Consider the following 23,299-nt stretch of genomic DNA (forward strand, 5'->3'; position numbering starts at 1 on the left):
AAAAAAGCGTCCAACGTGGGACGCTTTTTTCTATTTATTGAACATTGAAGAACTGTGTAATGGCTGAATTTTTGCTTTGGGGTCAATAAACGCTTTCGCATTATTAACAGCAGTTGGTGCTTCACCAAAGCCACAGGCAATTAACTTTACTTTTCCTTCATAGGTGCAAATATCTCCAGCTGCATAAATCCCTGGAATATTCGTCTCCATCTTCGAATTCACGACAATCGAATTCTTTTCGATTTCTAAGCCCCATTCCTTAATTGGTCCAAGGGAAGAAACAAATCCATAGTTACAAATAACGGCATCAACATCGACCGTTACCTTCTCTTCACCGTTGACAGTTTCGAGAACGACTTGCTTGATGCCGTGTTCATCGCCAATTAGTTCAGCGGGTACAAATGGAGTCTTCACATCTACTTTTGAGCTATATAAGTTTTCTACACTGTGCTCGTGGGCACGGAACTTATCTCTGCGGTGGACAATCGAAACTTGCTCAGCAATAGGCTCAAGCATTAATGCCCAGTCTACGGCTGAATCGCCGCCGCCAAACACGACCACTTTTTGACCTGCAAATTGATTTAAGTCTTCAATAAAATAGTAGAGATTCTTACGCTCATATTGAGAGGCACTTTCAAGTTCCAAACGACGTGGTTGGAACGCACCATTTCCAGCCGTAATAATAATCGTTTTTGAATAATGTACTTCTTTATTTGTTGTTAACTTAAACGTACCATCTTCTTGTTTTTCTAGCTTTTCAACAGATTGCTCAAGTGCAACGGTAGGTTCAAACTTCTTCATTTGTTCTTTTAAATTATTTATTAATTCTTGTGCACGGATTTTTGGAAAACCAGCTACATCATAAATATACTTTTCTGGATAAAGCGCTGACAATTGACCGCCCAGTTGTGGCAAGCTCTCAATTATTTTAACTGATGCTTGTCTCATTCCACCATAAAAAGCAGTAAATAGACCAGTAGGACCGCCACCGATAATGGTAATGTCATAAACTTTTTGATTCTCTTGCACTCCGTATCCCCCCAACTTCTAGTAAGAAACTCCACTCACTATAATATCATAAAATAAAAAATTCTCACATCTTCTTTATGGGGTAATATTCACATCTTTTGCAATTTTTAAAACACCGGTTTCAGGCGGCATGATTTAATTAAATCTACTAAACTTTAGTACAAATTTATGAAAATTGCTTGATAATCGTGTGAAAGTAGCATAATATGTATGGAAGATAGATTGTTAAATTTTTGTGACATAAAAAGCACATTTTTATGTCTGTTAAGAAAAATTACATTCTTAGCAAATTACACGCTTGACCTATATGCTTTCCAGGTATCTCGTTTTTTTTAGCCTTGTACGTGAAGTATATCACATAGATTTTTCTATTATACAAAATAAATTTGGTCAAAGCAGTGGAAACTAAGAACAAGAGGGTTTATCTAAAAAATTAAAGGGTGGAAGTGATCACTTTGAGAAAGCCTAAAATTGTTATTCTTGGTGCTGGTTACGGTGGACTAATGACAACAGTTCGCTTACAGAAGTTAATTGGCGTGAATGAGGCTGATATAGTATTAATTAATAAAAATGATTATCACTATGAAACCACATGGCTCCATGAGGCATCCGCAGGCACGTTACATCACGATCGTGTACGCTATGATATTAGTTCAGTTATTGACCGCAGTAAAGTGGATTTTGTTCAAGATACTGTAACTGAAATCAACAAAGAAGACAAAAAGGTTATTTTAGAAAAAGGGGAAGTCAGTTATGACTACCTTGTTATTGCCCTTGGAGGCGAACCAGAAACTTTTGGTATTAAAGGCTTGAAGGAGTATGCATTTGGAATCTCCAATGTAAACTCTTCCCGTCAATTGCGCGAACATATTGAATACCAATTTGCCACATACAATATGGAGGAAGAAAAAAATGACAATCGCTTGACGATTGTTGTTGGTGGTGCTGGATTTACAGGAATTGAGTTCCTTGGTGAATTAACCAATAGAATTCCTGAATTATGCCATGAATACGATGTGGATTTCCATAAAGTAAAAATTATCTGTGTCGAAGCGGCACCAACCGTACTCCCAGGTTTTGAGCCTGAACTAGTGAACTATGCCGTTTCACAACTGGAACGAAAAGGGGTCGAATTCTTAATCGGAACAGCGATTAAGGAATGTACGGAAGAAGGCATCTTTGTCGCGAAAGGTGAAGATGAGCCACGTGAAATCAAAGCAGGTACTGTAGTGTGGGCGGCAGGAATTCGCGGGAATGCTATCATTGAAAAATCGGGATTTGAAGCAATGAGAGGCCGGGTCAAAGTTCAGCCGGATCTTCGCGTTCCTGGTTTCGATGATATTTTTATGATTGGTGACAGTTCATTGATGATTAATGAAGAAATCAACCGTCCATATCCACCGACTGCACAAATTGCTATGCAGCAAGGGGAAGTTTGTGCCCGTAATATCGCAGCTTTAGTTCGTAATAAATCGGAGCTAGAAACCTTCACGTTCGATAATAAAGGGACGGTTTGCTCCCTTGGTGAAGATGATGCAATCGGTGTTGTTTTTGGTAAAAAACTGACTGGTGCAAAAGCATCCTTCATGAAGAAAGTCGTCGATAATCGCTCGCTTTACATGATTGGCGGTGCGGGACTTGTATTGAAAAAAGGAAAATTTAACGTATTCTAAAAAATTATACCCAAAGGGACAGAGAAATCTGTCCCTTTTTGATATGATTAAAATAATGAATAAGTTGAGGGGGATTTCGGTGAGTAATCATGAAAAACGCGGCCAGGTGTGGTTAGCTGTTGCAGGGATTGTAAAGTCTAAGGATGGGAAATGGCTAGTTGTTAAAAAAAGATATGGCGGCCTAAAGGGGAAATGGTCGCTGCCTGCAGGCTTTGTTGAAATGGGAGAAACAGCCGATGAAGCAGTTATTAGGGAAGTCCTTGAAGAAACCGGAGTCCAATGTCAGGTGAAAGGACTTATTGGCTTAAGAACGGGTGTAATTAAAGGGGAAATTAGCGATAATTTGCTCCATTTTCAACTTGAACCAGTGAATGAACAGGTGGTGAGTCATCAAGATAACGAACTTTTTGAAGCAAGATTTATGGCACCTGAAGAATTACTTCAAGAAAAAGATGCATCCATTATCCTTCGATATTTGATTAATAATGAAATTACCTTCTCTAAGCAGGCAATTGATGATTTAAACCCAGGGGATCAGTTTGGCTATACAGCTTATAAATTATTTTTGTAATTTTTAGAAAATTTGAGTAACACTTAGCTATTGAAAGATATCAAGACATGTATCCGCTTTCTTGTTAGAATTTACCCAATTTTAGTCCTTTCCTTTTTTGCAAATCCTTGATATATTATCAGAAAATTAAGTTAATTAATTGAGGAGCTGAGAAATGATGACAGTTAAAAGCGTAGATACAAAAACTTGTGACTATTGTTCAGGGAAAGGCTATTTTCAACTGGTACTTGGGGGATCGGAAACCTGTACTTGCTGCGAAGGAACTGGCAAGAAAAAAGAGTAATCTTGTAAAAATAATTCGTAAATATTGACTCCCTTTTCGACATTAAGTACACTAAATGTTGATGTATAAGGGGGAATCTCGAATGCAAATGAGCATTGTTGTCTTAATTATTTCAATATTATTGTTCTTTGTTTTATTTTTTGGAATAGGGTTTATCCTTAATATGCTGTTAAGAATGTCATGGGTTATGGCTGTAGTTTATCCTATTGTGGCAATTTTTATTGTAGATAAAGTTAGTTTTAGTGAGTATTTTACCGATAGTAAAATGGCATTCACGGAATTGGGAAAAAGGTTTTCTTCCTTAGCCACTGCAGATATTCTCATTTTAATAAGTGGCCTTGCTGGTGCAGTCGCAGCAGGGATTACAATTAAACTATTGCGAAAAAATGGCTATCAAATGTTCTAAGTGATAATCATCTAATCAAGACTTTTACTTAAGGTAAGAGTCTTATTTTTTTTGAATTGAAATCAATAAATTGCACATGTAAAATTTTCCTTTTTCTTTTTTTGAATATTTTCCTTCAGCTTGGGAATGAATATTTTGGGAGGAGTGAAAATTTTGATGAATAAAGTGAAAAATTGGACTAGGCGTTTGGCGATGACATGTCTATTCTTCATTGCAGTCTTTGCGACCTTCCAATCCATTTCTGGAGTAAGTGCACAATCGTTTTTATCCCAATTTGCATCTGTTCTTTCAACGACTGAAACTGCATCAGGAACTCAAAGGTCCTTAGAGAACGAAATCGATTGGTCTAAATATCCGAAGTTGACGGTTACTGCCACTGGTTATACCGCAGGTGTAGAATCAACGGGAAAAAGTAAAGGGCATCCTGAATATGGGATTACATACTCTGGAGTAAAAGTGAAACGTGATTTGTTTTCTACTGTCGCTGCAGATTTAAATGTGTTTCCAATCGGAACGATTCTCTTTATCCCAGGATACGGATATGGTGTAGTTGCCGATAAAGGTGGGGCCATTAAAGGGAATGAACTTGACCTTTATTATGAAACCGTTGAGGATGTTTATAATAAGTGGGGCAAAAAGAAGCTCGATATTTATGTGGTCCAAAAAGGTAATGGAAAACTGACAGAACAAACACTTAAGTCATTAAATGAAGACAAATCGATGCAAGTCTTCCGTGGGCAGTATATTAGTTCGGAAAAGAGATAGAAACAGGCTGATGCCTGTTTTTTATTTTGACATTGGAACTAATGATTAGTTACTCGAAATAAACGGTGCTTTTCGCTATAATTAAACACGAATATTATGGAGGTGACGAAAGTTGTTTTTTGTTGAAAAGGATTTAGAGTTAGCAAGAGAAAATGAAGGATTAGTTATCGGTTTATTTGATAAACCTGAAAAATTCACGGGAGTATTAGCTTTGCTCGACGAGAGGTTTAATGGGCAGCTATCTGAACTAGTAAAATCAGGCGATATCTCACCCAAATCAAAAAGTATTAGTAAAGTACATAGTTTAGGTAAGATTGGACCAAAGCGGATTTGGTTTGTAGGACTTGGGAAAGAAAAGGATTTTACCTTTGAAAAACTAAAATCAGCATTTGGAAGGCTCTTCAAAGACGTGAAAGCATGCAAAATCCAAGAAACCGCTGTTTATTTAGATTCCTTCACGGCTGAACAGGTGAATAGCTTGGATGCAGCCTATGCTATGAGTGAGGCCTTTGCTCTTTCAACATACCAATTTGAGAGCTACAAACAAAAATCGAATGAACCAGAGAAAAAGATTGAAAATTTAACAGTTTATTGCAGCAGTTTTGATGAAGAAGAAGTTGAGGCATCGTTAACGGTAGGATTCGCGTTTGGGAAAGGAACAAATTCCGCACGCACACTCGTAAATATCCCAGGTAATTTGTTAACGGCAACAGATTTAGCTAATTATGCGATAGAACTTGGCAATAAATATAATTTTGAGATGGAAATCTTGGATAAGGCAGAAATCGAGAAGCTTGGAATGGGCGCGTTCCTTGCTGTGAACCAGGGATCTACTGAGCCGCCAAAAATGATTGTCCTAAAATACCAAGGTAAAGATGAGTGGAAAGATGTCATTGGTTTAGTTGGGAAAGGGATCACTTTCGATACCGGCGGTTACTCCATTAAAACGAAATCAGGGATCGTTGGAATGAAAACCGATATGGGCGGAGCCGCAGCGGTTTTAGGAGCCATGGAGATTATCGGGGAAATCCAGCCTGAACAAAACGTGGTTGCCGTCATTCCTTCGACAGATAATATGATTAGCGGCCATGCCTTTAAACCTGATGACGTAATTATATCGATGAGTGGGAAAACCATCGAGGTTTTAAATACAGACGCAGAAGGCCGCCTGGTCTTAGCCGATGCAGTTACCTATGCGAAGCACCATGGCGCTGAATACCTTGTTGATGTGGCAACCTTAACAGGTGGAGTCATAACAGCACTTGGCCTCCATACGACTGGGGCAATGACGAATCATGATTCATTGTATACCCAGGTACTGGGAGCAGCAGAAGAAGCTGGTGAGCAGATGTGGCAGTTACCTTTGTTTGAAACAGAGATTGAACGCGTAAGGAATAGTAAAGTGGCGGATTTAAATAATTCTCCCGGCAGTGAAGGCCATGCCCTTGTAGCTGGGGCATTTATCAGTGAGTTTGCAGAAGGAACACCATGGGTCCATTTAGATATTGCTGGAACAGCGACCACCTCAAAAGCCTATGATTTAGGTCCATCTGGTGCCACTGGAGTGATGACTCGTACACTTGCTTTATTTGTAGAACGGTTTGAACCAATTCATAAATAATAACTTCGCTGTCCTCATGAACACCACATGAGGACAGTTTTACTCTAAACTTGTTGTTTTCGTGACATCAATTTAAATTCCGTTCTTCTTTGCCAAGGAAAACCAATATGGCTGTTTTGGCGTTCCTTTTGCCCACTCCAAACCCCTGCATTTCGCATATGAAATAGTGTAGGCAAGTATAGAGTAAAAGGAGGTATGGTTATATGTACAATTATCGAAGTCCCTACCCAGTACAAGATCAAAGGTTTATAGGTTTTGGATTGCCGTTGGCAATAGGAGGGCTTAGCTTTTTAGGTGGTTTAATAGGAGGAGGACTAGGTGCTTCATTTGCAGCACGTCCATTTTACGGAGGATTCGGTTACCCTGGAATTGGGTATCCTGGATTTGGGTACCCAGGTTTTGGAGCCCCCGGTTTTGGAGCTCCAGGTTTCGGAGCCCCATATTACTATTAATAAAAGAGAAACAGCTCTAGTGGGGGCTGTTTTTTCTATAAAAGAATTAATTCAAAAAAGGAAAATTAGGAAATAAAGCGAATAGATTAAACAGACAGGAGTTTACATATCTAATTGGAGGAATCGAAATGATTGAAAACACTTTGCTTAACTCTCTCGGGATTGAGATTACTCAACTCGAAAAAGGGAAGGTCATCGCCACCATGCCAGTGGATGGACGAACCCATCAACCCTACGGAATCCTTCATGGGGGGGCATCAGTTGCTTTAGCAGAAACGGTTGCCAGTGTAGGAGCGTATGAATTAGTTAATAAAGAAGAGGAAGTTGTTGCAGGTCAGGAGATTAACGCCAACCATGTACGGTCAAAATCAGAAGGGGTTGTAACTGCGGTGGGAACGGTACTTCATCAGGGAAGAACGACGCAGGTGTGGGATATAAAAATTACGGATGAGCAGGACCGCCTTATTTGCGTGTCCAGATGTACAATGGCGGTTATTAAGTTAAGAAAATAAAATGTTAAACAATCGAATTTAGAATGGAATTTTCCATTCTTTTTTGCCTCTTATTGAGGAAAAATTTAAAAAATTAACTTTAGTTTCATGTTATAATGAAAGAAATAAAAAAATAGAAAAAAAGCACAGTTTTTTGTACAGGTTCCTTTATATAATGTAGTAAGAAGAAATGAAAAGGTGGTGAAATTAGTGAGAGTAAGACGGCAATATTTGTTCATCGATTTTGAATTCACAATGCCTGAGCGGAATGTTCGAATGAAGGATTTCTATGCTGAGATAATTGAGGTTGGAATTGTTGCAGTCGTTGATGATCAAGTGACAGAACAATTTTCATCCTTTGTCACTCCACTTAAATTCCCAAAACTAACAGACCGCTGTAAATCCTTTTTACATATTTCTCAGCAGCAGGTAGACAAGGGCTTATCAATTTTTGAACTTGTAAAAAAATTGGAGGAGTTTAATAAGCCTAACTATGAAACAACCATTGTTACTTGGGGAAATATGGATATGAAAGTACTACGTCATAATTGTTTAAAGGCGGGGGTTGCTTTTCCACTAAAAGCTGCTGAATTAGATCTTTCCATGGAATATAAGCGATTCTTCGGTGACCAAAATCAAACGGGACTTTGGAAGGCTGTTCAAGAATATGGGAAAGAAGGGACAGGCAAGCATCACCGAGCACTGGATGATGCGCTGACTACCTTTAATATATTCAAGCTTGTGGAAAAGGATAAACGATATTTAGAAAAACCAGAACCAACAACGATTGGGGACCGAATTGATTTCTCAAAGTTATTAAGTGAATTTGCATAAAAGGCCAAATCATTCAAACTGATTTGGCCTTTAGCATTTTTTAAATATGATAGTCTTTCTCAAGTGATTCCAATGCTCTTAAACTCATCTCAGACCATTCTGAATCAGTCTCTGCGAGTTCCTTTTTCATTTTAGCTACTGCTTCCTTAAGGGATTTCAAATAGTCTGGAACTTCCTTCTCAAAGCGTTTTACCATTTTGAATGGGATATTTGCCTGCTCTCGAAAGCTGAGCGCTTTTCGTTCATGAAAAATAAGCACATCTGCATCTTTCGGGCTATGTAAATCTCCTTGCATTGGATGCTTTAGCACAGCAAGGACTCTTACTAAAAAATGCTGCGGGCGTACTTCTGTGATTTCCCCTATATATTTCCCCGTTTTATAAATAGCTGTAACAAGATCCCCAATCTTCAATTCTGACACAATAAACACACTCCTCAAGCTATTTTTTCCCCAACTATCTTTTATTTTATAATGAAACATAGTAAATTAAAAACAATGTGTAAAATAATATTATTCGGTTAATGTGAAAAAAGTGGAGGAATGCTATATGAGAAAGAATTTGCAGTACATATTGACATTATTGACAATTGTTCTAGTTTTAGCAGCATGTGGGACAAGCACCAAGAAAGAAGAGTCAACACCTAAAACCACTGCGCCAAAGACGGAACAAAAGGAAGGGGAACAACAAGTGACAACTAAAGACTTTCCTCAACTTTCCACTGAGGTATCTGATGATGAAAGGCTCGTTGAAATGGAAACATCGATGGGGAATGTAAAAATCAAACTATTCCCTGAGTATGCACCGAAGGCTGTTGAAAACTTTATTAAACATAGTGAGGAAGGTTACTATGACGGATTGATTTTTCATAGAGTTATTAAGGATTTCATGATTCAAGGCGGTGACCCGAATGGTAACGGCACAGGAGGCGAGAGCATTTACGGTACTCCGTTTGAAGATGAATTCTCTGACCATCTCTACAATCTCCGCGGGGCCTTATCAATGGCGAATTCTGGTACTAACACAAATGGCAGTCAATTTTTTATTGTTCAAAGTACTTCGCTAGATCCAGCCATGAAAGAGCAAATGGAAAAGGCAGGCTATCCCAAAGAAATTTTGGAAGCTTATGATAAAAACGGTGGAACACCATGGCTTGATCACCGCCATACCGTTTTTGGGCAGGTCATTGATGGGATGGAGATTGTTGATAAGATTGCCAACACTCCTGTTGGTGCTCAGGATAAGCCCGAAAAAGACGTTACGATTAAGAAGATTAACGTTTTAAAATAAGGGTATTCAAACAGATTGCTATGCTGGTATGAAATGTTTTTTGTTGCTATAATTAATTTTTAGAGCAGTTCCTTTAGAGAAAGGGAGAAGAAAAATGTTTCATCCATTAGTACTATCCTTATTTTTATACTTTCCAGAAGATAAATCAGAATATATACCTGCTGCTATCACGTTTTTTATTTTCTTAATTGGTGCCTTGCTTACGATGAGAATTATCATTGTCGTTTCCAAACGAGAAGCGAAGAAGGCAAAAGAATTAGAAGAACAATTAAAAAATCAGCAGAATCCTTATTAGGAACAGTGACCATGATACTGTTCCTTTTTCTTTTGTCCTTTTTCCGGATAAACCAGGGGAGGATTGTCCATACTAAGCGCAAATTGCCTAGTGTGGGGGTTTACATAATGAAGAAAAACTGGATAATCATATCGCTGCTTTTTTTAGCAGGTTGTATGGAAGAGAACATTAAAAAAGTAGAAGTGGAAATGTTCAATGCTGCAGGAGATTCGCTTGGCAAAGTGAAGGTAGCCGAGCAGTCTAGTGGTGTTAAATTATCTGGGGAATTAAAGGGGCTGCCAGCGGGGGAACATGCGATTCATATTCATGATGGCGGGAAATGTAAGGCCCCGGATTTTAAATCTGCAGGTAACCATTTTAATCCTGAGAAAAAGGAACATGGTCTGCTTCATCCGAAGGGAGCCCATGCTGGAGATTTGCCAAATTTAATCGTCGAGGATGACGGGTCCGTAAAATTGGATCTAATAGCTCCAAATGTGTCATTAAAAAATGGAAAAAAGTCTTTGTTTACAAGAAAAGGAAGCACGATTGTGATTGATGAGGGAAAAGATGATGGCATGACACAGCCAGCTGGGGACTCAGGCAAACGAATTGCTTGTGGGGATATTTCAAAAGATAAAAAGGTTGGGCAAAATTAACTAGATGATGGTTTTTTTAGAAAATTTTAACCAAAATAGGCTGTTATCTAAACGTATCCATAATGTGGACATACACTAGCATGGAGATGGTTTAGGAGGCGATAATTTTGGAGAAAAGACAATTCTTTGGAGGATTTCCTGGACAACCTGGTTTCCAACAAATGGGCTACCCACAAATGGGAGGGTACCCACAAACTGGCTTTCCACAACAAATGGGTTACCCACAAATGGGAGGATATCAACAACCAGGCTTCCAGCAAATGATGGGTGGTCACCATCCACAATATGGATTCCCGCAGATGGGTGGACAGCAAACAGGCTTCCCACAAGGCATGGGTGGGTTTCCACAAATGATGGGTGGACAGCAAACAGGGTTTCCTCAAGGCATCGGCGGGTTACCGCAATTGCCGGGCGGACAACAAACTGGTACCTCTTCAGGCATGGGTGGTTTTCAACAAGGTGGGCAGAAGCCCACAACAAATCCATCCTCACAGAGGAAAAATAAGAAGTAACGTTTAAAAATAATAGTTTAGAGAAAACTGTCTCTCAAATGGAGGGACAGTTTTTTATTGTTCACTAAAATAATAGCTTTACTTTGTTTTTACTTGATTTAAATAATTTTTTTCCTGACAATATGTTTATATATTGGTGCATAGGGGGTAAGTAAACATGGATATCAAACTGTATTATCAGGATGCATACATACGGAACTTTACAGCGACGCCGTTAAAACAAGAGCAAGATGAATCTGGCAACTGGTATGTTGTACTAAATCAAACGGCTTTTTATCCCACTGGTGGCGGACAGCCCAATGACCTAGGAACACTAGCGGGTATACGGGTTATAAATGTTGAAGAAATGGCAGGGGAAATTCGCCATTATCTTGAGGGGCAACTTGATGATTGGGGGAAGGAAGTAACTGGAGCTGTTGCTTGGGAGAGACGCTTTGATCATATGCAGCAACATGCAGGGCAGCATATTTTATCTGCAGCCTTTGACCGCTTATATGACTATAAGACAATTGGTTTTCATTTAGGAGCAGAACTGCTTACTATTGATTTAGAAACAGAAAGTCTAACACTGCAGCAAGTCCAGAAGGCGGAGGACCTCGCTAATCAGATTATACTTGAAAACAGACCAATCATAACTAAGTGGGTCACTGAGGAAGAACTGTCTCAATTTACGCTCCGCAAAGAGACAAAGGTGAAAGAAGACATTCGTCTGGTGATTATTCCAGATTTTGATGATAACGGCTGCGGCGGGACACATCCCAAGTCTACTGGCGAAGTTGGCGCGATAAAAGTTCTGGACCTAGAAAGACAAAAGAAAAAAGTGCGTGTCCATTTTGTTTGTGGAAATCGGGTGATTAGGCAGTTGGACCAAAAGCAAAAGGTATTGCAAGAGTTAACTAAACTGCTCAACGCACCAGAAAAAGAAATGGAACGAGCTGTTCTTCGCCTTCTTGAACAAAGTAAAAATTTAGAGAAAAACCTTGAACAAACTCAGGAATACCTTCTCCGTTATGAGGCAAAAAATTTACTTGCTGCAAGTCAGGATAAACAAAAACTTGTTTGTGAAGTATTTCGAGATCGATCGATTCAAGAACTGCAGAAGTTAGCCCGTATCATTACTATGGAAGATGAGACAGCAAGGGTTTTCTTTGTTTCCCAAAATGATAGCCGGCTGCAGCTCGTTTGTGCGCGGGGACAAGCTGGAACGGAAAGTATGAAGAAAATTATTGCCAATGCTCTTCCTCTCATTAATGGAAAGGGCGGTGGAAACGATTCCTTCGCCCAAGGCGGGGGTGAAGCTCTTATGTCGGGGGAGCAAATGCTGCAGCAACTATTGGAAATAGCAGGTTAATTCAAAAACTCAGGCAGGCCTCCTAACCAGGGAGCCCTGCCTGAGTTTATTTAATGATTAATGGTGTTTCTTTTTTTAGGTGATAGGTATGGTCGAATACCCTGATGGCCAAGGCTGATCCGTTTAACAAGGTAATCTTGGTTTCTGTCGCATCTATTTCAATCTGTAACTTTCGACCTTGGTATTTAACCTTGAATCGATAACCTTGCCACTTTTCCGGCAAAGCAGGCTGGAATGAAATCCCATTTTCTTTAACTCTAAGCCCGGCAAAACCATAAACAATCGCTAACCATGTGCCGCCCATATTTGCCATGTGGAGGCCGTCCTTGGTATTGCCATGGGTATTATCTAAATCTAGTCTCGCTGTTTCAATAAAATAATCATAAGCTTTTTGTTTATAACCTAATTTTGATGCCATAATACTAAAAACACATGAGGACAGTGAGGAATCATGAGTAGTTATTTTTTCATAATAATTAAATGAATTCCTGATGATTCCTAATTCTTGCTCATCCTCCAGTAAGAAGTGTGCGAGGATCGTATCTGCTTGTTTGCAGACCTGGTAGCGGTATAAGGTGAGCGGATGATAGTGCAAAAGAAGTGGGAAACGATCATTCGGTGTATGTTCCAAATCCCAGACAGCTTTATGTAAAAAGGTATCATCCTGTGGATTAATTTCTAAACGTTCATCATACGGCAAATACATCTGCTCCGCAGCCTTCTGCCAGTATGAAATTTCATCATTTTCTAAGCCAATCTTCAGCCGGATTTTCGTAAGCTGCTGGGCATCCGTAGATTCTAATAATTGGTAACATTTCACTGCCCAAAGTAAGTTATGCTTCGCCATTACATTCGTGTAATAATTGTTATTGACAATACAGGTGTATTCATCGGGCCCTGTTACGGCATCTATTTTAAAACAGTTTCCATCAAAATGACCTGTATCTGCCCACAATCGAGCCGTTTCAAAAAGTACTTCCGCACCATATTCCTTCATAAAAGAAACATCACCGCTGATGAGATAATACTGAACAAAGCTATAGGCTATATCTGCACTGATATGGTATTGTGCTGATCCGGATGGAAAGTAAGAAGAACATTCCGAACCGGAAATTGTTCTCCACGGATATAACGCCCCTTTGTGATGTCCCATTTCTTTGGCATGCTTTCTAGCCTGTTCAAGAATGGAATAGCGATAGAATAGAAGTTTCTTAGCTAGTTCAGGCTGGGTCATTAAAAATACAGGCAGGATATATATTTCTGTATCCCAAAAATAGTGTCCTTCGTATCCTTCTCCAGATAAACCTTTAGCGGCTATGTTAGAAAAACGATCTCGGCCTGTTGATTGCAAAAGATGGAATAAATTAAAGCGTATCCCTTCCAGTAATTCAGAATCTCCGATGATCTCGATATCGGCATCATTCCAGAAGTCATCAAGGTAGGTTTTCTGCTCCTTTGAAAAATGCGAAAAATGTTTATCCGCAAGCCTTGTTTGTAATCCAAAAGCGGAATCTGCTAAATCCTCGCCATGTCGTAAAGTATCAACAAAGATACTTTTTTTCTCGAATGTTACTTGTTCATTGAGTTGAAAGGAAAATTCAGATACAACAGAATCAGCGGTAAGATCATCGATTCGATTAAAAGGATGGCTTAGCTGATAAGACGCTGCACAAGCCGTCCTAAGCTTCGTATAGGTTGTTTCACACTCGACATAGGAAATATTCTCCGTTTGTTGTACATCTGTTACCCTTAATAGTTTTGCGTGGCTTGATGATACACGAGGGTCAACGGTGTCGACAAAGTTGGAAACATTTCCATTTAAAGTTGAAACGATTCGGATCCGCCCTTGAAAATTATCTGAATCAATTTCTACCTTTTGTAGAAAAACCTCTTTTTCGCAGAAGGATACTAATCGTTTAAAGTTTAAATTGATTCTCTTCCCCAAAGGGGAGACCCATTCAAAGGACCTTTCTGAGTATCCTTTATCAAGATACAAATAGCGTCCATTCCAAGAGAATTTTCCTTTATCTATACTAAAGCGTTCCTCTTCCTGTCCCTCGCCGAAATATATTGATATTGATTGGGTATCAATAACATTTAATAGCTTTTGCTGTGTATCTGGAAATGCATAGAGCTTTTCGCCATATGGAATAGGGACGCTGTCGTGAAAGGCATTTAAGTAGGTGCCGCGAATGGTTTTTTGTGTCTCTGGCACCCCTTCTTCGTAATTGCCACGGATGCCAAGATAACCATTTCCAGTAAAAAACAAACTTTCATCAACTAGAGCTTGGACAGGATTAATGTTATATGAACTTATTTTCCAAGACATGTTGTACACCTCGATATTTTTATTCTTTTACCCCGCCGCTTGTTAAACCAGAGACAATCTGTCTTTGGAAGAAGAGGACAATAATGAGTGTCGGGATGGTTACAATTGCAGTTGCTGCCGCCACTTGTCCCCAAAGAATTTCAAACTGGGTTCGGAGGAAAGAAATAGCGACGGGAACGGTATGATATTCAGCATTTGGATTTAATGTAATCGTTAACAGGAATTCATTCCAGGCAGAAATAAAAGTAATAATCGCAGTAGTAAATACCCCTGGTGCTGCTAATGGAAAGATAATTTTGGATAAGGTCTGAAAGGTTGTGGCACCGTCCATTTTTGCTGATTCTTCAAGGGCAGAAGGGATTTGGTTGAAATGAGTAACTAAAATCCACACAGCCATCGGGAGGGTAATCGTTGAATAGGGTAGAACCACAGCAAAAGAGTTTAATAGATTAAAATGTAAGAAAAGGTTATAAACAGGGCCAGTTATGATCATTTGTGGAAACATGGAGACAGCCAAAATCAGACCAAGTAAAATATTCTTACCCCTAAAATGAAAACGGGAAATGGCATAAGCTGAAAAGGTAGCTATAATAATAATATAAATGGTTGTCGTGGTCGCCACGATAAAACTATTTTTAATCGAGTTCAAGATGCCTTTTTCAAACAAGATCGTTAGATAGTTTTGGAATGTTGGGTTTTCGGGGATTACCCGAAATGCACCCGTTCCAAAAATTTCACCTGATGTCTTGAAGGAGGTGATAAATACCCAGAAAAAAGGGAAGACCATCGCGAACAAATAGAAGACAACGACCACTCCGAAGGTTATCCATAATTTTCGTTTAGATGTCTGCATATGCTCACCCTCCTCAATTTCTCTCCATAAGATTTGCACCTAAGAATTTCACAAATATAATAGCGATAAAGGCGACACACAAAAACATAATCATGACAATAATTGAGCCGTACCCAAAGTTGGTTTGTCCAAACATAACTTTATACGCATAAATCGACATTGTTTCGGTTTCCCCGCCAGGACCGCCGCCTGTTAAAACAAAGATGAGATCGAAGACGCGGAAGGCATCTAAGGTACGGAATAATAAAGCGACTAAAATCGAGGGCTTCAAAAGTGGCAAGGTCACCCTGAAAAACGATTGGACCTTATTTGCTCCATCTATTGAGGCCGCTTCATATAAGGAATGCGAAATATTTTGCAAACCAGCCAGCAATAACAGGGCCATATAAGGAGTTGTTTTCCAGACATCAGCTAAAATGGTAGAGGCCATCGCACCTGGGCCGCTCAATAATAAGTCCTGGGATTTGTCAACGAGGCCAATTGCCTCAAAAAAATGGGCGACGATGCCGCTGCTGCCGTTAAACAGATAACTCCACATAAGCGCCGCGACAGCGGTTGGAATAGCCCATGGGATCAACGAGGCGGTTCGAATCATTCCCTGGCCGAAAATGGTTTTATTTAATACAAGTGCAAGTCCTAGTCCAAGAACAAGTTCAAAAAAGACGGATAAGACCGTAAAGAGGGATGTATTCCAAAGTGCCGTACCAATTCGCTTGTCAGTAAATACCTGCTTATAGCCTTTTAAACCGATAAAATTGGACGGGATGATACTATTTTTCAAATCATCTACTAATGCAGGTAAATCATCCTTATGAATCAATTGATATTTTTCATTAAGGGTAGTAACTAGTTCCTTTGCGTCTTTGTGCAGTGTGTCAATTTCTACTTTTTGTTGGCTGCTAATCTTTATGACACCCTGTTGATTGCTAAAAGGTTTCCCCGCTGTTAGAAGTTCTTCTTTTAATTGGGCGACCTGCTTTTGATCATCCTTACTCGTAATGTTTGGCAAGTCTTCATCTAAAAACATCGAGACATACAATTGCGTTTCATTAAACAGGGAAGTATTGAATCGCTCACTGAGATACAAACCAGATTTTTGCTGGTCATTTAGGCGATAATCAAAAAAGGTATAGGTAAACGATTGTAATACGGGCCATAAAGAGAAAATGCCAATAATTAACACTGTTGGGAGAATGAAAAGCCATTCTTTAAACCCCATTTTCCGCATCTATTTCACCCTCTCTGTTGTATAATAGCTAATTCTGAGAAAGAAAAAGGCCCTAATGATGAAATTAGAGCCTTATTTGAACCGGTTTTTTATAGATTAGTAGTTTCTTTGTTATTATTCCCCTTTGGCTGCAGCCTCTATTGCTTTAACTGCATCGTCAAGCCCAGCGCCTGAGCTTAGGTATTTGTGGGCTTGCACTTGAATCGTGTCAGAGGTTTTAGAGTACTCTGGTGAAACTGGTCTGGCAATGGTTGTTGTCAAAGCTTTTTGGAAACCTGGATAGCTAAGCATCACGTTCTTAGCTTTTACATCCTCATTGTTGAGCAAGGCGTTGAATCCTGGTAAATAGCCGCCATCTGTAGACATAATTTTTTGACCTTCTTCACCCGCGGCAAAATTAATAAATTCCCATGCTCCGTCTAGCTGTTTCGAACTTTTATTTACACCAAGTAACCATCCGCCTACAGAGCCGCCGTTAGGCAGTGGGGCAATACCAACTTGATCAACAGTTACCGTCACGCCATCTTCTTTTCCATTAATCCGGCCAAAGGCATATGGCCAGTTACGGGAGAAAACGGCATTTCCTTGTTCAAAGTTTGTGTGGGTTTCTCCCTCCATGAAGTTTAATAGATCCTTAGGCTCAAATGGCGCCTGTGTAAACTTGTACATCGTTTCAAGTCCAGATTTTACATTTTGATAGGATTTGGAGAATTCTGTGACGTTAACGGTCAATCCTTCATATTGTTTCGATTGATAAACGAAACCATATTTTGTTTTATTTTTCCCAGTATAAGTTTTCGCCATATTGTATAAGTCATCATAAGTATAACTGCCACTTTCAAGTTTGGCTGCATCCTCGGCGCTTACAATATCCTTTCGGAAGTAAAGTAAGCCAAGGTCTGGAAAGAACGGAAGGGTATATTGTTTGCCTTTATAATTTCCAGAGGTCATCGAGCCTGAATTGTAATCAGCTTTGTTTAAACCTGCTTTGTTCATATTTACATCCAGGGGCTCTAAATAGCCTGCTCCTGCGAATTCACCTGCCCAAACCACGTCCATAGACAAAACATCGTAATCTGAAGAGCCGCTAGATAACGAGTTTAATAGTTGATCATGCATTTGGGCCGAGTCATTGGTCATTTGAGTCCATTCAACTTTGTACTTATTCTGCTTTTGGTTGAACGCATCAATCAATTTTTGTGTGGCAGGGGTATTATCATTCTGGGCTGCAAACTTCAGGACAATTTGTTTTTCAGTACTTTTATCATTGTCTGCTGGTTTCGGTTTCTCGGTGCTTGCGTCATTACTGCATCCGGTTAATGCGATACTTGCTGCAAAAGAAAACGCTAACAATTTAGTGAACCACTTTTTTCTCTGCATAACTTTATAGCCCCCTTTAAGGTTGATACTTGAATTTTATAGCCTAGAAATTTACAATGATATTAAAAAAATGATTTTTTTATCATTTTTTTAAGGTGAATGTGGATGAAAATTAAAAATAATCATTCTATGAGTTTTATTGAGTCTCGGGCTGAAAATATTCAAAATTTTTACTACCACCCTTCCTATGCTTTAGAACAACAATTAATGGATTGTATTATTCGTTGTAATAAAATTGAAGCAAAAGATGTCCTCGACCAAATTAATAGTTTGGAAAGAGCAACGTTAGCGTGGGAGCCGCTTCGATCGATAAAGAATTCACTCATTTGCTCATGTACATTGTTTACAAGGGCAATCATTAGAGGTGGAGCATTACCGGAGGATGCTTTTAGTCTGAGTGACGTGATGATTCGCCAAATTGAAAAAAACGACAACATCGAAGACTTAAAACTTCTAGAATATGAAATGGTTTCATGTTTTATCGATACTTTAAAATCAACGGACCGCTTAGAGTACAATCAAGTAGTGAACCGGGCCATTACCTACATTCACCAGGAAATCTTCCGTGACATAAGCTTAGAAAAGATTGCAGAGTATGCGGGGGTCCATCCCGGGTATCTTTCCAAGGTCTTTAAGGTATCTGTAGGTATGATTATCCCAGAGTACATAAATAGGAAAAAAATTGAGGACTCAAAGTATTTTCTTCTCCATTCAAACTCACGGTTAAGTGAAATAGCCAATATGTTTGGTTATTGCAATCAAAGCTATTACACCTCACTGTTTAAAAAGTATACAGGAGTGACTCCCGGGCAATATAAAAATGCTTATTTATCAAAAGAAATGATTGACAATGAAGGAAATTATAGTTTGAGAGGGTGACAGTAGTGGGTTTTTTAGATGGATTAATGGGCAATGCCTCGGAGGTTAATGCCGCTGAGGTACAGAGGGAATTTGGGAAAGTCCTTTCACCGAATGAAAATATCGATAAAGCGTACAAATTAATTCGTGATTTGTTCATTTTCACGAATAAACGCTTAATCTTAGTGGATAAACAGGGATTAACGGGAAAAAAGGTAGAGTATCATTCAATTCCATATAAGAGCATCACGCACTTCAGTATTGAAACGGCCGGTAACTTTGATTTAGATGCGGAATTGAAAATTTGGATTTCCGGTAATGCCTTACCATTGCAGAAGCAATTTAATAAGAACTTGAACATCTATGAGCTTCAAAGTGTTCTTGCAGAGTATGTACTTAAATAAGTTCAAAAATAATGCAAATTTAAGTGAAATTTGGGAGTTAATAATATGAGAAGAGAGCTGCAAACAAATTTGCAATATGTGGATGTATTAAATGAGTGGGATCCGTTTGGATTGACCAATGGAGGGTATGACACGGAAATTGCTGATACGATTCAAGCAATCCACGAACTTGATGCCCCTGATGAGTTAGCTAAAAGAATTCAAAGCATTTATGAATTTTCCTTTGAAAAGTTAATTCCTATCGAAAAATGTTTGAAAGTAGCTAAAGAACTTTTAATGATTAAAGAGAACGATGCTTGCTCTATTTGATGGTTTAGACAAAAAAAGGGACACACCTTAAATGGGTGTCCGCCTCAAAAAGGGGGGAATACTAGAAAGCCTTATGATTTAAGGATATCCAGTATTTCCTTTTTTATACAATGTTGAAAGAAAATATGGAGTATATACCCACTTTTCTTTTTGAATAAATTATTTTTGTTCTAATAGTTCTGCAGCAGGTAGATCTAATACAGTAGATAGCTTTAATAAGGTCTGCGTACTTGGTATTTGTTCACCAGATTCATATTTCTCAATGGTTTGTGTGCCAACTCTGACTTTTTGGGCCAGCTCCTCTTGAGACATGTTGAGCATTTCACGTGCATTTTTAATGGTTTGGCCGATTCTATTCATACTGGTACACCTCTCCTTTAAAAATAGATTACCTTACTATTAGTTTATCACATTTGGTAAATTCTACTTCAATCTTCATTGAACATTATGTTAAGGTTTTTTGATTTAAGTGTGAGTGATTTGTTTATTTTGAAAACCTTTTTGATTAAAGGCATACTTTGTGGTATAATATTATAATGCGTATATAAGGGATAAAATAATTAATTACTTAGGAGTGTTTTCATGTCAGAAAAGATCGAAACTGGAAGTATTTTAACAGGTAAAGTAACAGGAATTCAACCATATGGTGCGTTTGTTGCGCTCGACGATAATACACAAGGCCTTGTCCATATCTCAGAAATTACACATGGCTATGTTAAAGATATTAATGAGCATCTTAAAGTCGGCGATGAAGTTCAGGTGAAAGTTTTATCAGTGGATGAAGGCGCAGGGAAGATTGGTCTTTCAATCCGTGCAACAGAAGAAGCTCCTGTTCAGCAGGCCGCTCCAAAAGCAAAGAAGCCTCGTAAGCGTCAGGTTGCTGCGATTATTCCAGAAGTGGAAGGTCAGCAAGGCTTCAACACATTAAAAGACAAACTGCAAGAGTGGATTGACCAGTCACAACGTGATGACCTAATTAAAAAATAATAAAAAAGTAAAGCCTAGCCCGACCGCTATCATTAGCATCGGACTAGGCTTATTTTTTATCGCCACAATTTATACATAAACATATATATTTTCATGGATAAAAGTTTTGATGAAGTGTTCATTCTTTTTCCATGCTCGGCTACAATAGAACTATATATACATAATTTTCGTCGAAACGGAGGCTATTTTTATGTCTACAAACGTCAATACGAACGAAATAATTGAGCAAACAGAAAAATATGGTGCCAATAACTACCATCCGCTCCCAATTGTGATTACTAAAGCAGAGGGTGTGTGGGTAGAGGATCCGGAAGGCAATAAATATATGGATATGCTTAGTGCATATTCAGCCGTTAACCAAGGCCATCGTCATCCTAAAATTATTCAAGCTTTAAAGAATCAGGCAGATAAAGTTACCTTAACATCTCGTGCTTTCCACAATGACCAATTAGGGCCATGGTATGAAAAAGTCTGTCAGTTAACGAACAAAGATATGGTTCTGCCTATGAATACTGGGGCAGAAGCGGTGGAGACGGCAGTAAAAGCAGCGCGACGTTGGAGTTATGATGTGAAAGGTGTGGCTGAGAATCAAGCAGAAATTATTGCTTGTGTTGGAAACTTTCACGGCAGAACCATGACCGCAGTTTCATTATCTTCCGACGATGAATATAAACGTGGATTTGGACCGATGCTGCCAGGGATTAAGCTTATCCCATATGGTGATTTAGAGTCATTAAAAACAGCGATTACCCCTAATACTGCAGCCTTTTTAATTGAGCCGATTCAGGGAGAAGCAGGAATAGTAATCCCACCTGAAGGCTTCATGGAGGCTGCTTATGAATTATGTAAGGAAAATAATGTTCTATTTATTGCTGATGAAATTCAAGCTGGTTTAGCTCGGACAGGAAAAATGTTTGCCTGTGAGTGGGAAGGAATCACACCAGACATGTATATTCTTGGTAAGGCACTTGGGGGCGGAGTTTTCCCAATTTCATGTGTTGTCGCTAACAAAGATATTTTAGGCGTATTTAACCCTGGATCGCACGGTTCTACCTTCGGGGGGAATCCGATGGCATGTGCGGTTTCAATTGCGGCACTGGATGTTCTTTTAGATGAAAAACTGGCTGAAAACTCCTTAGAGCTAGGCGAATATTTCTTAAATAAATTAAAAGAAATCAAGAATCCGTTAATTAAAGATGTTCGTGGCCGCGGCTTATTTATTGGAGTGGAGCTCTCACAGCCGGCTCGCAAATATTGCGAACAATTAAAGGAACAAGGATTATTGTGTAAAGAAACACATGACACGGTGATCCGTTTTGCACCGCCGCTTATCATCAATAAGGATGACTTGGATTGGGCAATCGAGAGGATAAACAACGTACTAGGATAATCGTGAAAAAATAACTAGGGGTGCAAGTATGGGGAAATATGATGTAACAAATCGTGGTGATGAAAAGGATATAGAAAAATTAAACCTGCTCACATCAACACAAATTGTTATACATGATGCATTAAAAAAGTTGGGCTATAACGAGGAAATGTATGAATTATTAAAAGAACCGTTAAGAATGTCCGATGTTAGAATTCCGGTTCGAATGGACGATGGTTCCACTAAAATTTTTAACGGGTACAGAGCCCAGCATAATGATGCAGTTGGACCAACCATGGGTGGCGTTCGCTTTCATCCTCGAGTGACAGCGACTGAAGTGAAGGCATTATCGATGTGGATGAGTTTGATGTGCGGAATAGCTGACTTACCTTTTGGCGGGGGAAAAGGTGCAATCCTTTGTAACCCTCGAACGATGTCATTTGGAGAACTCGAACGATTAAGTCGAGGGTATGTCCGTGCAATCAGTCAAATTGTTGGCCCAACGAAAGATATCCCAGCACCCGATATGTACACTAATTCCCAGATTATGGCGTGGATGATGGATGAATACAGCCGACTCCGTCAGTTTGATTCTTGTGGATTTATTACTGGAAAACCACTTGTTCTAGGTGGGTCTGAAGGGCGGGAAAAGGCTGGGGCCAAGGGAGTAACCATTTGTATTGAAGAGGCGGCCAAAAAACAAGGTATTAACATAAAAGGGGCCCGCATCATTGTTCAGGGTTTTGGGAATGCAGGTAGTTATGTGGCAAAGTTTATGCATGATGCGGGAGCCATTGTGGTTGGTATTTCTGATGTGTATGGAGCTCTTTATAACCCTGATGGATTAAATATTAATTATTTGCTCGACCGCCGCGACAGCTTTGGGACCGTGACGACACTTTTTGAGGGGACCATCTCTAACAATGAATTGCTTGAGAAGGAATGTGATGTGTTAGTTCCTGCGGCCATAGCCAATCAGATAACGGTTGAGAATGCTCATAACATTAAAGCAAAAATTATCGTAGAAGCTGCAAACGGGCCGACTTCGCTTGAAGCGACCAATATTCTCACGGATCGTGGAGTCCTGATTGTTCCAGATGTTTTAGCAGGAGCCGGTGGTGTTACCGTTTCCTACTTTGAATGGGTTCAAAATAAGCAGGGTTATTATTGGAGTGAAGAGGAAGTAGAAGCAAAAATGCGCGCTAAACTGATTAAGTCCTTCCATGATATTTACCAACTTGCAGATGCAAGTAATGTAAATATGCGCTTAGCTTCATATATGATAGGTGTTAGGAAAATGGCTGAGGCCTCTTTGTTTAGGGGCTGGGTATAAGAAAAGCGGAAGCGCCCTGGTTAGCGGCGTATGGCCTGG

General features: G+C 39.3%; 27 protein-coding genes. 20 read left to right on the top strand and 7 right to left on the bottom strand.

Annotated features, from left to right (window positions below; genetic code table 11):
• Positions 1–30: 30 nt before the first annotated feature.
• Entirely contained in the window at positions 31–1,029 is a 999-nt protein-coding gene (locus V7121_RS10190; protein WP_335502090.1) for an NAD(P)/FAD-dependent oxidoreductase, read from the bottom strand.
• 455 nt (positions 1,030–1,484) lie between these two features.
• Here V7121_RS10190 and V7121_RS10195 point away from each other — a divergent pair, with 455 nt between their 5' ends.
• From V7121_RS10195 to kapD, 9 genes are all read left to right on the top strand, one after another.
• Positions 1,485–2,702 carry an NAD(P)/FAD-dependent oxidoreductase gene (locus tag V7121_RS10195; protein WP_335546499.1) on the top strand — a complete coding sequence of 406 codons (1,218 nt, stop codon included), beginning with the start codon at positions 1,485–1,487 and terminating at the stop codon, positions 2,700–2,702.
• A 55-nt stretch (positions 2,703–2,757) separates the two neighbouring features.
• Complete coding sequence (locus tag V7121_RS10200; protein ID WP_420490633.1) at positions 2,758–3,273, top strand: NUDIX domain-containing protein; 516 nt, start codon at positions 2,758–2,760, stop codon at positions 3,271–3,273.
• Positions 3,274–3,427: 154 nt separating this feature from the next.
• Positions 3,428–3,556 (top strand): YuiA family protein, encoded by a 129-nt coding sequence (locus V7121_RS10205; protein WP_335502096.1) that lies wholly within the window; start codon positions 3,428–3,430, stop codon positions 3,554–3,556.
• Positions 3,557–3,638: 82 nt separating this feature from the next.
• Positions 3,639–3,962, top strand: a complete 324-nt coding sequence (locus V7121_RS10210; RefSeq protein ID WP_335502097.1) for a YuiB family protein — start codon at positions 3,639–3,641, stop codon at positions 3,960–3,962.
• A gap of 156 nt (positions 3,963–4,118) precedes the next feature.
• Positions 4,119–4,727 carry a 3D domain-containing protein gene (locus tag V7121_RS10215; protein ID WP_335502099.1) on the top strand — a complete coding sequence of 203 codons (609 nt, stop codon included), beginning with the start codon at positions 4,119–4,121 and terminating at the stop codon, positions 4,725–4,727.
• 112 nt (positions 4,728–4,839) lie between these two features.
• Positions 4,840–6,348: a leucyl aminopeptidase gene (locus V7121_RS10220; protein WP_335502101.1), complete on the top strand. Its 1,509-nt coding sequence runs from the start codon at positions 4,840–4,842 to the stop codon at positions 6,346–6,348.
• Positions 6,349–6,551: 203 nt separating this feature from the next.
• Entirely contained in the window at positions 6,552–6,800 is a 249-nt protein-coding gene (locus V7121_RS10225; protein WP_335502103.1) for a hypothetical protein, read from the top strand.
• Between the two features lie 128 nt (positions 6,801–6,928).
• Positions 6,929–7,312, top strand: a complete 384-nt coding sequence (locus tag V7121_RS10230; protein ID WP_335502105.1) for a hotdog fold thioesterase — start codon at positions 6,929–6,931, stop codon at positions 7,310–7,312.
• Positions 7,313–7,501: 189 nt separating this feature from the next.
• Entirely contained in the window at positions 7,502–8,125 is a 624-nt protein-coding gene (gene kapD, locus V7121_RS10235; RefSeq protein ID WP_335502107.1) for a 3'-5' exonuclease KapD, read from the top strand.
• Positions 8,126–8,165: 40 nt separating this feature from the next.
• On the opposite strand, the gene V7121_RS10240 is transcribed toward kapD, so the two are convergent.
• Positions 8,166–8,546: a kinase-associated lipoprotein B gene (locus V7121_RS10240; RefSeq protein ID WP_335502108.1), complete on the bottom strand. Its 381-nt coding sequence runs from the start codon at positions 8,544–8,546 to the stop codon at positions 8,166–8,168.
• A gap of 127 nt (positions 8,547–8,673) precedes the next feature.
• Here V7121_RS10240 and V7121_RS10245 point away from each other — a divergent pair, with 127 nt between their 5' ends.
• The 5 genes from V7121_RS10245 to V7121_RS10265 all read left to right on the top strand — a co-directional run bounded on the left by V7121_RS10245 (position 8,674) and on the right by V7121_RS10265 (position 12,210).
• Positions 8,674–9,414 carry a peptidylprolyl isomerase gene (locus tag V7121_RS10245; protein WP_335546501.1) on the top strand — a complete coding sequence of 247 codons (741 nt, stop codon included), beginning with the start codon at positions 8,674–8,676 and terminating at the stop codon, positions 9,412–9,414.
• Between the two features lie 94 nt (positions 9,415–9,508).
• Positions 9,509–9,709 (top strand): hypothetical protein, encoded by a 201-nt coding sequence (locus V7121_RS10250; RefSeq protein ID WP_335502112.1) that lies wholly within the window; start codon positions 9,509–9,511, stop codon positions 9,707–9,709.
• Positions 9,710–9,816: 107 nt separating this feature from the next.
• Entirely contained in the window at positions 9,817–10,347 is a 531-nt protein-coding gene (locus V7121_RS10255) for a superoxide dismutase family protein (protein WP_335502114.1), read from the top strand.
• 107 nt (positions 10,348–10,454) lie between these two features.
• Positions 10,455–10,859, top strand: a complete 405-nt coding sequence (locus V7121_RS10260; RefSeq protein ID WP_335546502.1) for a hypothetical protein — start codon at positions 10,455–10,457, stop codon at positions 10,857–10,859.
• A gap of 157 nt (positions 10,860–11,016) precedes the next feature.
• On the top strand, positions 11,017–12,210 hold the full coding sequence (locus tag V7121_RS10265; protein WP_335502118.1) for an alanyl-tRNA editing protein: 1,194 nt from the start codon (positions 11,017–11,019) through the stop codon (positions 12,208–12,210).
• 46 nt (positions 12,211–12,256) lie between these two features.
• Here V7121_RS10265 and V7121_RS10270 read toward each other — a convergent pair whose 3' ends face one another.
• The 4 genes from V7121_RS10270 to V7121_RS10285 form a co-directional block, all read right to left on the bottom strand.
• Positions 12,257–14,539, bottom strand: coding sequence for a glycoside hydrolase family 65 protein (locus V7121_RS10270; RefSeq protein ID WP_335502120.1), 2,283 nt, complete (start codon positions 14,537–14,539; stop codon positions 12,257–12,259).
• 19 nt (positions 14,540–14,558) lie between these two features.
• Positions 14,559–15,392, bottom strand: coding sequence for a carbohydrate ABC transporter permease (locus V7121_RS10275; RefSeq protein WP_335502122.1), 834 nt, complete (start codon positions 15,390–15,392; stop codon positions 14,559–14,561).
• 13 nt (positions 15,393–15,405) lie between these two features.
• The gene (locus V7121_RS10280) at positions 15,406–16,620 is read right to left on the bottom strand and encodes a carbohydrate ABC transporter permease (RefSeq protein ID WP_335502124.1); all 1,215 of its coding nucleotides are present in this window, start codon (positions 16,618–16,620) and stop codon (positions 15,406–15,408) included.
• A 114-nt stretch (positions 16,621–16,734) separates the two neighbouring features.
• A complete protein-coding gene (locus V7121_RS10285; RefSeq protein ID WP_335502126.1) occupies positions 16,735–18,000 on the bottom strand; it encodes an extracellular solute-binding protein in 1,266 nt (421 codons plus the stop codon).
• A gap of 105 nt (positions 18,001–18,105) precedes the next feature.
• Between V7121_RS10285 and V7121_RS10290 the strand changes: the two genes are divergently transcribed.
• From V7121_RS10290 to V7121_RS10300, 3 genes are read left to right on the top strand one after another with little or no spacing between them, the layout of a single operon-like run.
• The gene (locus V7121_RS10290) at positions 18,106–18,879 is read left to right on the top strand and encodes an AraC family transcriptional regulator (RefSeq protein WP_335502127.1); all 774 of its coding nucleotides are present in this window, start codon (positions 18,106–18,108) and stop codon (positions 18,877–18,879) included.
• 5 nt (positions 18,880–18,884) lie between these two features.
• Positions 18,885–19,262, top strand: coding sequence for a PH domain-containing protein (locus V7121_RS10295; protein WP_335502215.1), 378 nt, complete (start codon positions 18,885–18,887; stop codon positions 19,260–19,262).
• 45 nt (positions 19,263–19,307) lie between these two features.
• Positions 19,308–19,571, top strand: coding sequence for a DUF1871 family protein (locus V7121_RS10300; RefSeq protein WP_335502129.1), 264 nt, complete (start codon positions 19,308–19,310; stop codon positions 19,569–19,571).
• A 159-nt stretch (positions 19,572–19,730) separates the two neighbouring features.
• Here the strand turns inward: V7121_RS10300 and V7121_RS10305 are convergent, their stop codons facing one another.
• Positions 19,731–19,931 (bottom strand): helix-turn-helix domain-containing protein, encoded by a 201-nt coding sequence (locus V7121_RS10305; protein WP_420490634.1) that lies wholly within the window; start codon positions 19,929–19,931, stop codon positions 19,731–19,733.
• A 222-nt stretch (positions 19,932–20,153) separates the two neighbouring features.
• On the opposite strand from V7121_RS10305, the gene yugI reads away from it, so the two are divergent.
• The 3 genes from yugI (at position 20,154) to V7121_RS10320 (ending at position 23,260) form a co-directional block, all read left to right on the top strand.
• A complete protein-coding gene (gene yugI, locus V7121_RS10310; protein WP_335502131.1) occupies positions 20,154–20,558 on the top strand; it encodes a S1 domain-containing post-transcriptional regulator GSP13 in 405 nt (134 codons plus the stop codon).
• Between the two features lie 190 nt (positions 20,559–20,748).
• Positions 20,749–21,948 carry an ornithine--oxo-acid transaminase gene (locus V7121_RS10315; RefSeq protein WP_335502133.1) on the top strand — a complete coding sequence of 400 codons (1,200 nt, stop codon included), beginning with the start codon at positions 20,749–20,751 and terminating at the stop codon, positions 21,946–21,948.
• Positions 21,949–21,976: 28 nt separating this feature from the next.
• On the top strand, positions 21,977–23,260 hold the full coding sequence (locus V7121_RS10320; protein ID WP_335502135.1) for a Glu/Leu/Phe/Val family dehydrogenase: 1,284 nt from the start codon (positions 21,977–21,979) through the stop codon (positions 23,258–23,260).
• Positions 23,261–23,299 lie beyond the last annotated feature (39 nt).

It is taken from the genome of Neobacillus drentensis, from assembly GCF_036962125.1.
In the GTDB taxonomy this organism is placed as follows: Bacteria; Bacillota; Bacilli; order Bacillales; family Cytobacillaceae; genus Neobacillus; species Neobacillus drentensis_B.

Coding starts and splice junctions, on each gene's coding strand:
- V7121_RS10200 (WP_420490633.1), top strand. CDS start 2,758: ATGAATAAGTTGAGGGGGATTTCGGTGAGTAATCATGAAAAACGCGGC.
- V7121_RS10205 (WP_335502096.1), top strand. CDS start 3,428: ATGATGACAGTTAAAAGCGTAGATACAAAAACTTGTGACTATTGTTCA.
- V7121_RS10210 (WP_335502097.1), top strand. CDS start 3,639: ATGCAAATGAGCATTGTTGTCTTAATTATTTCAATATTATTGTTCTTT.
- V7121_RS10215 (WP_335502099.1), top strand. CDS start 4,119: ATGAATAAAGTGAAAAATTGGACTAGGCGTTTGGCGATGACATGTCTA.
- V7121_RS10225 (WP_335502103.1), top strand. CDS start 6,552: ATGTACAATTATCGAAGTCCCTACCCAGTACAAGATCAAAGGTTTATA.
- V7121_RS10230 (WP_335502105.1), top strand. CDS start 6,929: ATGATTGAAAACACTTTGCTTAACTCTCTCGGGATTGAGATTACTCAA.
- V7121_RS10245 (WP_335546501.1), top strand. CDS start 8,674: ATGAGAAAGAATTTGCAGTACATATTGACATTATTGACAATTGTTCTA.
- V7121_RS10250 (WP_335502112.1), top strand. CDS start 9,509: ATGTTTCATCCATTAGTACTATCCTTATTTTTATACTTTCCAGAAGAT.
- V7121_RS10255 (WP_335502114.1), top strand. CDS start 9,817: ATGAAGAAAAACTGGATAATCATATCGCTGCTTTTTTTAGCAGGTTGT.
- V7121_RS10265 (WP_335502118.1), top strand. CDS start 11,017: ATGGATATCAAACTGTATTATCAGGATGCATACATACGGAACTTTACA.
- V7121_RS10270 (WP_335502120.1), bottom strand. CDS start 14,539: ATGTCTTGGAAAATAAGTTCATATAACATTAATCCTGTCCAAGCTCTA.
- V7121_RS10275 (WP_335502122.1), bottom strand. CDS start 15,392: ATGCAGACATCTAAACGAAAATTATGGATAACCTTCGGAGTGGTCGTT.
- V7121_RS10280 (WP_335502124.1), bottom strand. CDS start 16,620: ATGCGGAAAATGGGGTTTAAAGAATGGCTTTTCATTCTCCCAACAGTG.
- V7121_RS10285 (WP_335502126.1), bottom strand. CDS start 18,000: ATGCAGAGAAAAAAGTGGTTCACTAAATTGTTAGCGTTTTCTTTTGCA.
- V7121_RS10290 (WP_335502127.1), top strand. CDS start 18,106: ATGAAAATTAAAAATAATCATTCTATGAGTTTTATTGAGTCTCGGGCT.
- V7121_RS10300 (WP_335502129.1), top strand. CDS start 19,308: ATGAGAAGAGAGCTGCAAACAAATTTGCAATATGTGGATGTATTAAAT.
- V7121_RS10305 (WP_420490634.1), bottom strand. CDS start 19,931: ATGAATAGAATCGGCCAAACCATTAAAAATGCACGTGAAATGCTCAAC.
- yugI (WP_335502131.1), top strand. CDS start 20,154: ATGTCAGAAAAGATCGAAACTGGAAGTATTTTAACAGGTAAAGTAACA.
- V7121_RS10315 (WP_335502133.1), top strand. CDS start 20,749: ATGTCTACAAACGTCAATACGAACGAAATAATTGAGCAAACAGAAAAA.
- V7121_RS10320 (WP_335502135.1), top strand. CDS start 21,977: ATGGGGAAATATGATGTAACAAATCGTGGTGATGAAAAGGATATAGAA.